Source organism: Advenella sp. (assembly GCF_052108595.1).
In the GTDB taxonomy this organism is placed as follows: Bacteria; Pseudomonadota; Gammaproteobacteria; order Burkholderiales; family Burkholderiaceae_B; genus Advenella.
Genome location: NZ_JBQEAU010000045.1, coordinates 1 through 13,315, shown reverse-complemented (window position 1 = coordinate 13,315; position 13,315 = coordinate 1). Strand labels below are relative to the sequence as shown.

Genomic DNA, 13,315 nt, shown 5'->3' with positions numbered 1-13,315 from the left:
TCATGTTGCCCAGAGGCAGGATCCTGAGCGAGGTGTTGGCCCACACCGTGGCTGCATATCCCGACAATGATGCTTTTATCGATAGTGAATCGCGCGAGACCTGGCGGACCTTGTCGGCCAAGGTGGACCGTACTGCAGCTGCTTTGTGGCAACGCGGTGTTCGCAAAGGCGATCACGTGGCGGTGATGCTGGGCAATAGTGTGCAGTGGCTGCAGACTTTTTTTGCATGCGCCCGGATCGGCGCCGTAACCGTACCCATCAATACGCGCTTCAAGAAGGAAGAACTGGCCTTTTGTCTGAAACAGGCAGATGTCAAGGCCATTGTATTGACGGAAAATTTCCTGGGCATTGACTTTTCGGCATTGCTGGGCCAGGTGGAGCCGGCCCTGGCCGTGGACTTGCCCGGAGAGGTATTGCCAAACCTGACTCAGGCACTCATGTTTGACACGGCATCGGTGCCGGCCGGGGCGATCGACTTTGAGCGGTTGATTGCCAGTGTCAGCGAAGAAGACATCAATGCCTGCTACGCCCAATGTGGCAGCGTCAAACCGGATGATATCCTGCTGATTCAATACACCTCTGGCACGACGTCGTTCCCAAAAGGCGTCATGCTCAGCCATGACAATATGCTCTCGGATGCCTATGCGGTGTCGCTGCGCATGGGCATTAGACCAGAGGACCGTTATTTCAGTATCCGGCCGTTTTTCCATGTGGCCGGTTCTACCTTATCGATACTGGTTTCCGTAAGTACCGGATGTTGTCTATTGACCTTGCCTAAATTTGATGTATCGCGTGTCCTGGCCATGCTGCAGCGGGAGAAGTGCACCCTGACTTCAGGCAACGACACGATCTTTCTTATGCTCATGGGGCACCCGGAGTTTGATGCATCAAGATTGCATTTGCGTGGCGGGTGGGCTGCCGCAGGCCCCGAGGTCATGCAGAAAATCCACGACCAGATGAAAGTGCCGAACCTGTGCAATGCCTATGGCCTATCGGAAGCCTCTCCCAATGTGGTCATGTCCAGCTGGGACGACCCACTGCCATTGCGCACCGAAGGCTGGGCATTACCCCACACGGGCGTGCAGGTGCGGATTATGGATACGAACACAGATGAAATAATGCCTGCGGGTCAGGCCGGCGAGATTCAGGTAAAGGGCTGGAGTGTCATGCGCGGATACTACAACATGCCCGAGGTCACTGCCCGGACTTTTACCGAAGATGGCTGGCTCAAGACAGGCGATCTTGGAAAAATGGATGAGGCAGGGCGCCTGAAGATGGTTGGCCGGTTAAAGGACATCTTCCGTGTTGGTGGCGAGAACGTTGCGCCCACGGAAGTGGAGGGGTTTATTCTGATGCACGAGGCCATTGAACTGGCCCAGGTGGTGGGTGTCCCCGACGAGCGGCTCGGAGAAGTACCTGCCGCTTTCGTTATACTGAAACAAGGACATAGCTGCACGCCCGACGAGCTCATTGCCTGGTGCAAGCCGCGCATTGCAAATTTCAAGGTGCCACGCTACGTGCGGGTCGTGGACAGTTTTGATCAAATCGGCATGACCGGAAGTTCAAAGGTACAGAAAAACAAACTGCGCGCGCATGCCATTGCCTTGCTGGGATTGACGGAGCAGACAAAATGAGCGATATCGTAATTTGTGAATGCTTCGCCCGGGACGGTCTGCAACATGAACCTGTCATGCTGCCGTTGGCTACCAAGATCGCCCTGATCGATCGCTTTACCGATATGGGACTGACGCGGATCGAAGCGACCTCCTATTCGAACCCGAAAGTGATTCCGCAGTTTGCCGATGCCAGCGAGGTGCTCTCCGACATACAAAGACGACCTGGCGTGTTTTACAAAGCCACGTGCGCCAACGTGCGGGCCGTGGAGCGTGCGCTGATAGACTCGGGCAAGGGGATTGGCGCCAATGAGATCAGTTTGCTGGTGTCGGCCACGGATAGTCATTCGCTGAAAAACCTGAAGCGCACGCGTGCGGATCAGTGGAAGAATATTGCGGATATGGTCGCCGCTGCCAGCGGACAATATCGCCTGGTAGGAACGATTTCCATGGCGTTTGGCTGTCCTTTCGAAGGGCAGGTCAGCGAACTGGAGGTGCTCCGTGACGTCGAGAAATTCAGCAATGCAGGTGTGCAATTGGTGGCCTTGGGAGATACCACGGGAATGGCTGTACCTGCGGCAACCCAGCGGCTTTTTGCCGCAGTTATCAGAGAATTTCCTCAAGTGGTGCCCGTCGCTCATTTTCATGACTCCCGCGGTACCGGCATGGTCAATTATCTTGCTGCCTACGAGAGCGGCGTGCGCTATTTTGATTGTTCCATGGGCGGTGTCGGCGGCCATCCTTCCAAGGTGAAATATGGGGGCGGCTTTACCGGCAATGTCTGCACCGAAGACTGGATCAATCTGCTTGAATCCATGGGCGTGGACACGGGCGTTGATCTGCAGCGCATGCTGGATGCGTCTGCCTATTGCGAGTCTGTATTGGGCCGGGCGTTACATTCGAAAGTGGCCTTGAGCGGGCTTAACCCGTTGCTGGAACTGGCGGCAAAGCCGGCCACCTGATTGATGCGGTTGCCTAAGTAGCAGGCCGTCGCTATTGCACTGTTGAAGTCAACGCCCCTTGAATACAGCTTTGCGTTTCTCCAGAAACGCCGCCCGAGCCTCGTGCGCATCTTCTGTTTTCGCTATGGCAGCTGTCATATCCTGCTCGTAGCGATAACCATCGCGCAAACTCATATCTTCAATCGCATTGGCCGTTTGTATCAGAAGCTGAATGGACAGCGGGCTTTTCTCGGCAATCACCCGGGCGATGTCCATTGCCGTCTCAAGCAGTGCTTCATCTGGCACGCAGGCTTCGACGATGCCAAGCCGGTACAGCTCGTCGCCGCTTACACGCATGCCGGTGAGCATCATCCGGCGAAGGCGGGAATGGCCAAACAAACGTTGTGCATGACGAACGCCACCGAGCAGACCCACGTCTACTTCGGGAAGGCCCAACTTTGCTGAATGTCCGGCAACCAGGATATCGCTTGAGGCCACGATGCCAAGACCCGCGCCCAGCGCCGCGCCATTTATCGCACTGATCACCGGCTTTGAGCATTCCCGGATTGCGTGGAATGCTTCGCGTGTACGGCGCGAGTGCTGGTGCAAGCCGCCAGGATTGGCGGTGATTTCACTGCGGTTTTTAAGATCTGCGCCGGCGCAGAAGACTTTGCCCTTGCCGGTCAGGACAACGGAACGCACGTTGCCGTCATCCGAAAACTGATCCATGGCCAATGCCAGGCTATTGAGCATGGATGTGTTGACTGCGTTGACCGGGGGGTTGTCCAGATAAACGAGTGCGATGTGATCCTTGATTTGGATATCCAGGGCTTCCAGCTGATTCATAGTGTGTCCTTGATTGGGTTAAATAACAGACTGCTCTTTCAATCGGGTAATGTCGCTGTCGGAGTACCCGAGAGCGGATAGCACGTCCCGGTTGTGCTGGCCAAGCGTAGGGGGTGCAAGGTCAAGCTTGAGATCGGTGTTGCGAAATCTGAAGGGATTGACAACCTGGGGGATCTCTGCGCGCAGCGGATGCGCAAATTTTTTGAGAAGCCCGCGGTGTTCTACTTGCGGGTCTTTGAATACTTCAGCAATATTGTTGATGGGCCCCGACGGTACGCCGGCCACCTCCAGGGCCTTGAGCAGCACGCTCTTGTCCTGTTTGGCCAGCGCCTGATCCAGAAACAGATCCAGTTCGGGCAAATTGACAACACGCGCGGCATTCGTCCTGAATTTGTCTGATTCGGCCATTTCAGGATGGCCGAGGATATGGCACAGTTTGGCAAATTGACTATCGCTGCCGACGGCCAGGATGATTTGTCCATCTTTGCAGGTATATACGCGTTGCGGTTGAATGTTGGGATGGTTGTTGCCCCGTCGTACCGGAATCTGATCAGTAAGAAGATAGTTCATTGCCTGATTGGCCAGCAGCGACACCTGAACATCGAGCATGGCCATATCGATATATTCGCCCTGACCGGTTTCGTTGCGATGGACCAGTGCCGAGAGAATGGCAGACGAGGCGTATACCCCCGTGATCAGATCAATGAGGGGGATGCCGATTTTTTGCGGACCGCCTCCAGGCTTGTGATCCGCTTCGCCTGTCACACTCATGATGCCGCCCATGGCCTGGATCATGAAGTCGTAGGCCCCCTGGGATTTTCTGGGGCCCGATTGCCCGAACCCGGTGATCGAGCAATAGATAAGCCGCGGGTTGATTTTGCGCAAATCATCGTAGCCCAGGCCAAGTTTTTCAAGCGTGCCGACCTTGAAGTTTTCCAGCACAACGTCTGCCTGTTTGGCCAGCATTTTGATGATTTCCTGGCCAGCTGCTGATTTTATGTCAACCGAGATAGACTTTTTTCCCCGATTGGCAATCAGGTAATAGCCCGACTCGCGGGTGTCGTTTCCCTGTTCATCCTGCAAAAATGGCGGGCCCCACGCGCGCGTATCATCGCCGGCGCCAGGACGTTCAACTTTGATGACATTGGCGCCAAGGTCAGCCAGAATCTGGCTGGCCCAGGGACCGGCAAGGACTCGACTCAAGTCCAGTACGGTGATATGGGAAAGCGGGTTTGACAACTTTATACTCCTGTTGATTCCATCCAGTTAAACAAAGTGCGGTTGGGCCATCTATTTCGGGGACAGGCCGGCGCCATCAATGACTTTTTGCCATTTGAGCTGCTCTTTGCCGATCAATGCCTCTATTTCCTGCTGGCTGCTGCCTTCGGCCAGAATGCCCTGTTGCAGTAGTTTGTCTTTGACTTCAGGCTCTTTGATGGCATCGTTAACGGCCTTGTTCAGAATGCTGACGATGCTGTCAGGCGTTTTCGCAGGAACGGACAGATAATTCATGGGTGAAGCGTCATATCCGGGGAGCGATTTTCCAATCGGCTCTATACCGGGCAGCAGATCCAGGGCTGTGGGCGTGGTTACGCCAAGCGCGGTGAGCTTGCCTGACTTGATGTATGGCATATACACGGCCAGCGTGTCGATGGCCATATCTGTGTTGCCGCCGACCAGATCCTTGAGCGCTTCACCGGTACCCTTATAGGGAACGTGTTGCAGCTTGATTTTGGCCATTGTCTGCAACAGTTCGCCGTTCAGGTGGCTGCTGGCCCCAATGCCTGCACTGGCATAGCGAATCTGGCCGGGCTTGTCCCTGGCAAGCGCAATCAATTCATCGACCGATTTGACCGGCAGATTGCTATTGATGACCAGCACACTGGGAGCAATGGATACCTTGGAGACTGGCTTCAGATCATCAGGCTCGTAAGGAAGCGATTTCATCAAATTGGGGTTGGTAATCTGTGGCCCGGGCGTTGTGTACAGGATCGTATAACCGTCGGGCGCGGACCTGGCGACATAAGCTGCGCCGATGGTTGCCCCTGCGCCGGCCTTGTTTTCAACAACGACTGGCTGCCCAAGCTTTTTAGCCAGTGTTTCGCTGATGATTCTGGCGGTCATGTCCGCACCGCCGCCAGGCGCGAACGGCACGACCATTCTGAGTGGTTTATTCGGAAATGTCTGGGTATCGGCTGCCTGCACGCCAGTGCAGAGCAGCAATGCTGCCATGACAGATGATATGGGAAGAATCGTTTTCATGTTGTCTCCTCGGGAGGCGGTTTACTGGTGGATACGACTTTTATCGAACAATGACCGTATGATTCGGCTGACTGTCCGGGTCGCTTTGGAAGGATTGTTGTTCACCACAATTGAAATGTTTCGCGCAATTTCCGGCTCTACAATGCGAGCAGCCTGAATCTGTCGGTTCTCGACTTCATCTTTGATCGCGTGCCACGGCAAAACGGTGTAGCCGCCTTGTTGTTCGGAAATGCACTTTTGCATCAGGCCCGAATCGGCATCAAGGACGACATTCAGGTGTATCTTTTCTCTTCTGGCCAATTCGTCCAGCTTCATTCGCACGGCGCTGGGTTTGCTCGGCAGGATAAGAGGGATCTGATGCATTTTTTTGAACGGCACGCTTGAGCCTCTGGTGAGCTTGTCGCCGATAGGGCCAACCAGGTAGGACTGCATCTGAATAATAGACTCGTCAGCGTACTGGCTTTCGTTATTGTTTCGATAGGGCAGGCCGATATCTATCTGCTGGGTCAATAGCCAGTTGTCTATTTGTCCGCCGGAGCCTTCCTGGACTTTCAGGCGCACGCCCGGAAATTCTTTTTGCATCAGGAAAAACAGCGGAACGAATATGTTGCGTGACAGTGAAGGCAGCGTACCGATACGTACCAGGCCGCTGAGTCTTTCAGCTTCTTCGCTCACGATTTCAGAAAGCGTGCCCAGGTCTTCCAGTACCTTTTCTACAACCGGATAGATGCGCTGCCCTAGCTCGGACAGCGAAACGCCTCTGCCGTGTCTCTGGAACAGGTAGCCGCCTGCCCGCTTTTCGAGCGTGGACAGATACCGGCTGATCGCCGATTGCGACATCCCCAGCTCAACACCTGCTTTGGTGAGATTGCCGACACGGGCCACAAGAATAAAAATCCGCAACGATTTGATATCCCAGTTAACAGGGCTGTCGCCGGATGTGCTGGCCGTTTTTTCACTGATTGGCGTACTCATGCTAGCTGCCCGCAATATTCAGGCGTTTGATAAGTTCCCCCCAGCGTTGCGTTTCCTTGTCAAAAAATTGTCTGAACTGCTGTCTATCGCGAACTCGAATCACGGTACCAAGGTTCTCAATTTTCTGTGTTGTCTGCGCATCTTGCATTGCTTCTGTAATGGCGTTACTGATTTCTGTCTTTATTGCTTCAGGGGTTTTGGCCGGAATGAATACGCCAAACCAGCTGCTGGCCAGCACATTCGCGATACCCGATTCGGCTATGGTCGGAACATCCGGATGGCTGGGTACACGTTTTTGAGCGGCGACGCCCAGGACTGCGAGCTTGCCCTGTTTCACATAGGGCATCGATTGCATGGTGTCAAAGTACGCGTCTACCTGCCCACCCAGAAAATCCGCAATCGCAGCCGAAGTCCCGCGGTAGGGGACATTGGTAATGCTGATTTTTGCTTTATCCTGGAAAAGCGCAGCGGCAAGATGCGGGCTGGATCCGATTCCGGAGTTGGCAAAGGTGAGTTTGTCCGGATTCTTTTTGGCGTAGTCAACCAGTTCAGTCACAGACTTCACCGGTAAGGATGATCTGACGTAAAGTACATTGGGCGCCTCGGAAATCTGCAGCAGGGGTTCCAGATCCTCTGTGTTATACGGCAGAGACTTGAGCATGAACTGGTTGGTCACAGTACCCACACTCCCTATCAGGATCTGATAACCGTCCGCTTTGCCGTTGGCCACTGCCGCAGTGCCGATCGCTGCGCCGGCGCCGGGTTTGTTTGCCACGACCACTGGCTGGTTCCATTTCTTGCCGAGCTTGTCGGCCAGTATGCGTCCGATCTGATCTGTGATGCCGCCCGCAGAATAGGGGACAAGGATCGTTACCGGTTTTTCGGGAAAAGGGGCTGCCTGCACCGCTGCAGCCGGTACGAGTAGCAGCATTGCAGCAAAGTTAATGGCTTTTGTCATGTCGGTCTCCAATATGATTGTTTTTATCGATTCTATTTCAGGTGTGGCCGTTTTGATATGTCAAATATGTGATATCTGAATGACGTATTTTGTTATACCTTGAGCAATTGAATCGATTTACTATAGGCGGACACAAACAGAATCGCTTGATGGCAACAGGAGACAAATATTCATGGCATTTGAAATAAATGAACTCATTGCGGAGTCGAACCGGGAATTTGCCGAAAGCGCGCGCGGCCTGATTCAGCGCGAATCATCTTTGGCCAGACTGCGGCGTCTGAGAGATAGCGTCCCGGGTTTTGAGAAGCCGATGTGGGGCAAACTTGCCGCGGCCGGCTGGACCTCGATTTTCATCCCGGAACAACGAGGCGGTCTTGGACTCGGACTTGATGCTGCAGCAGCCATTGCGACTGCAATCGGCCAAATGCCCATTCCCGAGCCGTACGTTGCCGCCGCGGTCATGCCCGCAGTCGCCTTGCTTGAGCTGGAACCATCGGAGTCGGTGAATAATCTGTTGGTACGCATCGCGCAGGGTGAGCTGATTTGCGGCCTGGCCTGGCAGGAAAAGACAGGCCAGCTGAATGTAGGCGATGCTGCCACCTATCTGACGCCGGACAATTCGCTGTTCAGGTTGAAAGGAAGTAAAAAATGGGTCAGCCCCGGCAGCGGTGCTGACGGCTGGTTAGTACAGTGTTCACGGGGAGACGATGACGTCCTGGTTTGGGTCGAGTGCGCCGATAAGGGTGTAGAAATAGAGAGTGTGCGTCGGATTGACGGCTCGTTCATGGTTCACCTTACGTTTGACGTTGCCGTTGCACAGGAGCGTATTGTCGCCAGTGGCAGCGCAGTCAGGCCGGCACTGGACAAGGCGCTTGATGCCGGTCGGTTCGTTGCCAGCCACGAATTGCTGGGCATTTCTGCTCAGGCGTTCAACATGACGCTGGACTATCTGCAAACCAGAGAACAATTTGGCAAGCCGATTGGCGCCAATCAGGCATTACAGCATCGGATGGTCGACGCCTACATGCATATTCTGCTATTGTCGGCGTCCCTGAAGGAAACCTGGACTGCCTATTGCAAAGGCGATATCACGCTCTCGGCCGTGGCCAGCCTGGTCAAGGCCCGTGCCGATCAGGTTGGCGTGTCCGTGTCAAAGCTGGCGGTCCAGTTGCATGGAGCAATCGGATACACGGATGAACTGGATGTCGGGATCTACCTGAAACGTGCCCTTCATCTGTCTGCGTGGCTGGGCAACGAGGACAGGCACCGTCTTCGGTACATCAGCGACCAGCTCAATACGCAAAGTAGCAGCCGCGATAGCAGCACTAGCTGCGAAACAGTGAATGTGGCCGCAACCGAGCAATATGAGGATCTGAATGAAATGGCTGACAGGGATTTTGCATCCATGGTCCGTCGCTTTCTGGTGGATCATTACCCATCGTCCTTGCGGCATGTTGCCCGGCGTCTGTACTGGTCTGAAGTCAAGGACTGGTACCATTTGCTGTCCGACAAAGGCTGGCTGGCACCCGCCTGGCCCAAAGCCTTCGGCGGTATGGGGCTTACGCCAGAGAAGCAGCTCATTTTTTTTGAGGAAATGGAAAGATACGGCGTGGCCCGGCTGCCGGACCAGGGCATCATCAATCTGGGACCAGTGCTTATCAAATATGGTACCGCGCAGCAACAGCAGGCGTATCTACCAGAAATTCTTTCGGGGGAACATATTTGGTGCCAGGGCTATTCGGAGCCTAACGCTGGGTCTGATCTGGCTTCCCTGAAAACCGAAGCGGTCGCAGACGGCGACGATTTTATTGTCAACGGCCAGAAAATCTGGACAACACTGGCTCATAATGCGACGCATATCTTTGCCCTGGTGAGAACAGACAAGACCGTCAAGAAGCAGGCGGGTATCAGTTTTCTTCTGATCGATCTGTCTTGCCCCGGTATCAGCGTGTCGCCCATTACCAATTTGCTGGGCGATCAGGAGTTTTGCGAGGTATTTTTTGATAACGTGAGGGTGCCGCAAGCCAACCTTGTCGGCCGGCTCAATGAGGGATGGACAATCGCCAAGGCTCTGCTGGGTTTCGAACGTATTTTTGCAGGAAGCCCGCAACAGTCACAACACGCCTTTTCGATACTGACTACACTGGCGCGCAAGGAAAATCTGTTTGCAAGTGAATTCTTTTTGCAGCGCTATGCGCAATTGCGAATGGATATTGCAGATCTGGAAAGCCTGTTTTCGATGTTTGCCGGGTACGTAAAGAATGGGACGGATTTGCCGCCTTCGATATCGTTGCTGAAAATATGGGCTACCGAAACCTATATGAGAATCGGCCAGGAGCTTGCCCGTGCTGCAGACGAGCACGGCGGCCAGTTTGACGACACCCATTATGAAGACGGCACGGTGATCAACAGCCTGGCGCCTTTTACACATTCGATGGTGACGACCATTTATGGCGGCACCAATGAGATACAGCGCAATATCGTTGCCAGGCACGTTCTGAATCTGCCAACTTGATGCAAAACGGGAAAATGGCAAGGTCGGTCGGCTTTGTTTTATCAGGAAAAACGCGCAGGCAACAGGTCATGGTGCAGCGGATTGACTGCATTGTCGGCAATCAGCGCTGCCAGATACTGGCCCGATGCCGGTCCCAGTTGAAAGCCGCTGGATGAAAAACCACAAGCGTAATACAAATTGTCCACCGATGCACTGGGCCCGATGATGCTGGTGTGGTCCGGCGCATAGCCATCAATCCCGGACCAGGCCCGTGTAATGCTTACATTCTTCAGAAATGGAAAAAGATCAGTCACAATGCGTGCGCTGTTGGCCAGTCGTGAAAATTCCAGTTCGGCATGGTTTTGCCTGGCATCGGCTTCACACGCCAGCGCCCCGCCGATGACGACTGTGCCATTGCCAAACTGCTTGAAGGACAGGCCGCGACTGGTGGCGCCCAGGACCGGATTGATAAAATGCGGTACGCGCTGGGTCACCATGAGCATCAGGCCGCCAGGCGTGACCGGGATATCATCCCCGCAAAGGCGCGCCAGCTCGGCGGTCCAGGCGCCGGCACACAGCAGTAGTTTCTCGCCGGTAATGGTGTGCTCTTGAGTGCGCACGCGCCAGTGATTGCCGCTTTTTTCTATCGCATTGACGGGGGATTGTTCCCGTATCTGTGCGCCGTATTTGCGGGCCTGACGGGCAAATGCCTGTACGATCAGATAGGGAAAGGCAAAACCGTCAGTGCTGACCCACAGGGCGCCCTGAACGTGCGCTGCGATAGCCGGTACGATCTGTCGCACCTGGTCCCTGTCTATGAGTTTTTCGTGATCAAAACCGTGTTGGGCAAGCAGATCCCGGCGTTCGCGCAGAATCTGCATGTCTTGCCCGGATTCGGCAACCTTGATTTGCCCCGTTCGCACAAAGGCGCCATCAAAATCGTGCAGAAAATCAAGTGTCTGCCACAGTGTCGAGGACGCCAGGGAAAGGGGGATTTCCGGCAATACTCGTCCCAGGGTTCGCACACCACCGGCATTAACGCCCGAGGCGCAGCGGCCACAGAAGTCCCTTTCAAGCAAGATAACCGAGAGGCCCTTCTTTGCCAGGAAATAGGCTGTGGCAACGCCATGAATGCCCCCACCGACAATGATGACATCACATTTGACATGGTGACTCATGGGTTGCCCTGGTCGTGCAGTTACACGGCCGCCGAGACGATGATCTCAACCAGCAGCTTGGGGGCAGCTAATTTGGATTCACCAGTGGCGCGTGTGGGCGCAGTGCCTTCAGGAAACCAGCTGTCCCAGACTTCGTTCATGCCTGCAAAATCCCGGTCAATGTCCTTGAGCCAGATCTGCGCAGTCAGGATCTTGTCTTTGGATGAACCGTGTGCTTGCAGATGTTTTTCAATTTTCGCCAGAATGCTGCGGGTCTGTCCCTGTACGTCCTCGTCAGGATTGTCGCCTGTCAGGCCACTCAGAAAAAGAATGCCGTTGTATTTGACGACGCGGCTCATCCGCTTGTTGGTTTCGAAACGTTCTATTGTTGACATCGTTTACTCCTGTGAAAAAATCAGAATTCGGAATGTGTGGCGCAGGCCAGCTCTGCCAGTGTAACCGGCTTGAGCGGTGCGCGGATCCGGTAGTAGCCGACCTGATCCTGCGCAACCTTCAACTGATCGGCAATCACTTCGGTCACCGTGAGCCCGCACATGCGACCCTGGCAGGGGCCCATCCCGCAGCGACTGAACGACTTTGCCTGATTCGGTCCCATGCAGCCTTGCTGGACAAAGTCCCGAATTTGCCCGGCAGTCACTTCTTCGCAGCGGCAAACAATCGTGTCGTCATGAGGAATCCGGTTCTCGCGTTTGGGCATATAGGCGGCATCCAGAAACGGGCGCAGCGCCATGTCCTTTTTCAGTCGTGATCGCAACGGCGTGCTGCGGTTCTCAAGTGAATCTGCTTGCACGGGGTTCAATCGGGCATCGACGGCCAGTGCGGCAAGCTCGCCGCGGGTAACGGCAGCCTGGGCGCCGGCAATGCCCTGGCCATCACCGGCAAGGTAAATGCCGTCAAGCTCGTGCAGCCGGCCCCACGCATCTGCTTTGGGGATCCAGCAGGCGCCGGTGTCGGACCAGTCGTGTGCGGCGCGCAACAGCCAGGTAAATTGTGTATTGGGAACGACGCCCTGGTGCAGCAGTACCAGATTGGTATCGAGCTCATGGGTTTGCCCCTGGTGTTCAAATGAGATCGAACGCACGCTGGCCTCGCCCAGCACGCGCAGATTCTGCACCCCGCGATAGAACGGGATCTTTTTTTCCTTTATGGCGTTGATCATGGACAAGCCCTTGCGGATGTCACCAAATGCAGCAAGCCCCGTAAGCAACGCCGGACTGGCCTGAAAAATATCCTTGCCCGAACTGGTGTCCAGTACGGCGGCAATCTGCACATTGGCCCGCAAATACTGCCAGCAAATCAGATAGAGCAGGGGGCCGCAGCCGGCAATGACAACGGGTGTGGCCGGCACGGTGCCGGACCCCTTGAGCAATACCTGTGCAGCGCCGGCGCCCATAACGCCAGGCAGGGTCCAGCCTGGAATGGGGAAGGGGCGCTCCATGGCCCCCGTGGCCAGAATCACTGCATCGGCCGTCAGTGTATGCGTCTGCCCCTCGTGCAGATAATGGAGCTGGCGCTCGCGTGTCAGGTTCCATACGGTTGCGCCGCGCAGGTGTTGCGCGCCGCAGGCGGCAAACTGCCCGGCCACGGCCGCGCCTGCAGCGTAGTCTGGCCCCAGAATGCCGGCAAGTCCGGTCGTGGTGCCCATGATATTTCGCCAGATCTGGCCGCCGGCCTGGGGCTGTTCATCCAGAACGATGACCGAGTGATTGCGGCTTGTCAGTCTGGCCGCGGCCATCATGCCGGCAGGCCCCGCGCCGATGATGGCGACATTTGTGTGTGTACTCATTGTTCGTCACCTGTCTGGATCACCGTAAACGTGGTCTGGCCCTGCTGCATCCGAATAACCATGCCGTCCTCGATCGTCGTCATGCAGCTTTGCCGGTTTTGCACGCCATTGATCTGCACCAGGCATTCGAAGCAGACCCCCATCTGGCAGTAAGGGGCGCGGGGCTGGCCGCTGACGGGCGAGTCACGAAAATGCAAAACTTGGTTCTGCATCAATGCGGCTGCCACGGTAATACCTTTGGGAGCGTTCAATTGCCGGCCTT

General features: G+C 55.3%; 12 protein-coding genes. 3 read left to right on the top strand and 9 right to left on the bottom strand.

Annotation, left to right across the window (positions count from 1 at the left end; genetic code table 11):
• Nucleotides 1–2: 2 nt before the first annotated feature.
• Complete coding sequence (locus tag ACTIKR_RS09945) at nt 3–1,634, top strand: AMP-binding protein (protein ID WP_442327756.1); 1,632 nt, start codon at nt 3–5, stop codon at nt 1,632–1,634.
• The gene (locus ACTIKR_RS09940) at nt 1,631–2,575 is read left to right on the top strand and encodes a hydroxymethylglutaryl-CoA lyase (protein WP_442327755.1); all 945 of its coding nucleotides are present in this window, start codon (nt 1,631–1,633) and stop codon (nt 2,573–2,575) included. The genes ACTIKR_RS09945 and ACTIKR_RS09940 overlap by 4 nt, the downstream gene beginning before the upstream one ends.
• A gap of 48 nt (nt 2,576–2,623) precedes the next feature.
• On the opposite strand, the gene ACTIKR_RS09935 is transcribed toward ACTIKR_RS09940, so the two are convergent.
• Genes ACTIKR_RS09935 through ACTIKR_RS09915 form a run of 5 tightly spaced genes read right to left on the bottom strand, consistent with a single transcriptional unit; the run spans nt 2,624 to nt 7,595 of the window.
• Nucleotides 2,624–3,400 (bottom strand): enoyl-CoA hydratase/isomerase family protein, encoded by a 777-nt coding sequence (locus ACTIKR_RS09935; protein ID WP_442327754.1) that lies wholly within the window; start codon nt 3,398–3,400, stop codon nt 2,624–2,626.
• Between the two features lie 18 nt (nt 3,401–3,418).
• On the bottom strand, nt 3,419–4,639 hold the full coding sequence (locus ACTIKR_RS09930) for a CaiB/BaiF CoA transferase family protein (RefSeq protein WP_193089591.1): 1,221 nt from the start codon (nt 4,637–4,639) through the stop codon (nt 3,419–3,421).
• Nucleotides 4,640–4,690: 51 nt separating this feature from the next.
• Complete coding sequence (locus tag ACTIKR_RS09925) at nt 4,691–5,662, bottom strand: Bug family tripartite tricarboxylate transporter substrate binding protein (protein WP_193089592.1); 972 nt, start codon at nt 5,660–5,662, stop codon at nt 4,691–4,693.
• Nucleotides 5,663–5,683: 21 nt separating this feature from the next.
• A complete protein-coding gene (locus ACTIKR_RS09920) occupies nt 5,684–6,637 on the bottom strand; it encodes a LysR family transcriptional regulator (RefSeq protein WP_193089593.1) in 954 nt (317 codons plus the stop codon).
• 1 nt (nt 6,638) lies between these two features.
• Nucleotides 6,639–7,595: a Bug family tripartite tricarboxylate transporter substrate binding protein gene (locus ACTIKR_RS09915; protein WP_226817112.1), complete on the bottom strand. Its 957-nt coding sequence runs from the start codon at nt 7,593–7,595 to the stop codon at nt 6,639–6,641.
• 172 nt (nt 7,596–7,767) lie between these two features.
• On the opposite strand from ACTIKR_RS09915, the gene ACTIKR_RS09910 reads away from it, so the two are divergent.
• Nucleotides 7,768–10,110, top strand: coding sequence for an acyl-CoA dehydrogenase (locus ACTIKR_RS09910; RefSeq protein ID WP_442327753.1), 2,343 nt, complete (start codon nt 7,768–7,770; stop codon nt 10,108–10,110).
• A 41-nt stretch (nt 10,111–10,151) separates the two neighbouring features.
• Here ACTIKR_RS09910 and ACTIKR_RS09905 read toward each other — a convergent pair whose 3' ends face one another.
• From ACTIKR_RS09905 to ACTIKR_RS09890, 4 genes are all read right to left on the bottom strand, one after another.
• Complete coding sequence (locus ACTIKR_RS09905) at nt 10,152–11,267, bottom strand: NAD(P)/FAD-dependent oxidoreductase (RefSeq protein WP_442327752.1); 1,116 nt, start codon at nt 11,265–11,267, stop codon at nt 10,152–10,154.
• Between the two features lie 20 nt (nt 11,268–11,287).
• Nucleotides 11,288–11,641 carry a RidA family protein gene (locus tag ACTIKR_RS09900; protein ID WP_193089596.1) on the bottom strand — a complete coding sequence of 118 codons (354 nt, stop codon included), beginning with the start codon at nt 11,639–11,641 and terminating at the stop codon, nt 11,288–11,290.
• 20 nt (nt 11,642–11,661) lie between these two features.
• Nucleotides 11,662–13,053: an NAD(P)/FAD-dependent oxidoreductase gene (locus ACTIKR_RS09895; RefSeq protein ID WP_442327751.1), complete on the bottom strand. Its 1,392-nt coding sequence runs from the start codon at nt 13,051–13,053 to the stop codon at nt 11,662–11,664.
• On the bottom strand, nt 13,050–13,315 hold a 266-nt coding region (locus ACTIKR_RS09890), incomplete at its 5' end, for a (2Fe-2S)-binding protein (protein ID WP_442327750.1). The genes ACTIKR_RS09890 and ACTIKR_RS09895, both read right to left, overlap by 4 nt.

What these genes read in the sequence shown, in the direction of transcription:
- ACTIKR_RS09945 (WP_442327756.1), top strand. Translation starts at nt 3, where the DNA reads ATGTTGCCCAGAGGCAGGATCCTGAGCGAGGTGTTGGCCCACACCGTG.
- ACTIKR_RS09940 (WP_442327755.1), top strand. Translation starts at nt 1,631, where the DNA reads ATGAGCGATATCGTAATTTGTGAATGCTTCGCCCGGGACGGTCTGCAA.
- ACTIKR_RS09935 (WP_442327754.1), bottom strand. Translation starts at nt 3,400, where the DNA reads ATGAATCAGCTGGAAGCCCTGGATATCCAAATCAAGGATCACATCGCA.
- ACTIKR_RS09925 (WP_193089592.1), bottom strand. Translation starts at nt 5,662, where the DNA reads ATGAAAACGATTCTTCCCATATCATCTGTCATGGCAGCATTGCTGCTC.
- ACTIKR_RS09920 (WP_193089593.1), bottom strand. Translation starts at nt 6,637, where the DNA reads ATGAGTACGCCAATCAGTGAAAAAACGGCCAGCACATCCGGCGACAGC.
- ACTIKR_RS09915 (WP_226817112.1), bottom strand. Translation starts at nt 7,595, where the DNA reads ATGACAAAAGCCATTAACTTTGCTGCAATGCTGCTACTCGTACCGGCT.
- ACTIKR_RS09910 (WP_442327753.1), top strand. Translation starts at nt 7,768, where the DNA reads ATGGCATTTGAAATAAATGAACTCATTGCGGAGTCGAACCGGGAATTT.
- ACTIKR_RS09905 (WP_442327752.1), bottom strand. Translation starts at nt 11,267, where the DNA reads ATGAGTCACCATGTCAAATGTGATGTCATCATTGTCGGTGGGGGCATT.
- ACTIKR_RS09900 (WP_193089596.1), bottom strand. Translation starts at nt 11,641, where the DNA reads ATGTCAACAATAGAACGTTTCGAAACCAACAAGCGGATGAGCCGCGTC.
- ACTIKR_RS09895 (WP_442327751.1), bottom strand. Translation starts at nt 13,053, where the DNA reads ATGAGTACACACACAAATGTCGCCATCATCGGCGCGGGGCCTGCCGGC.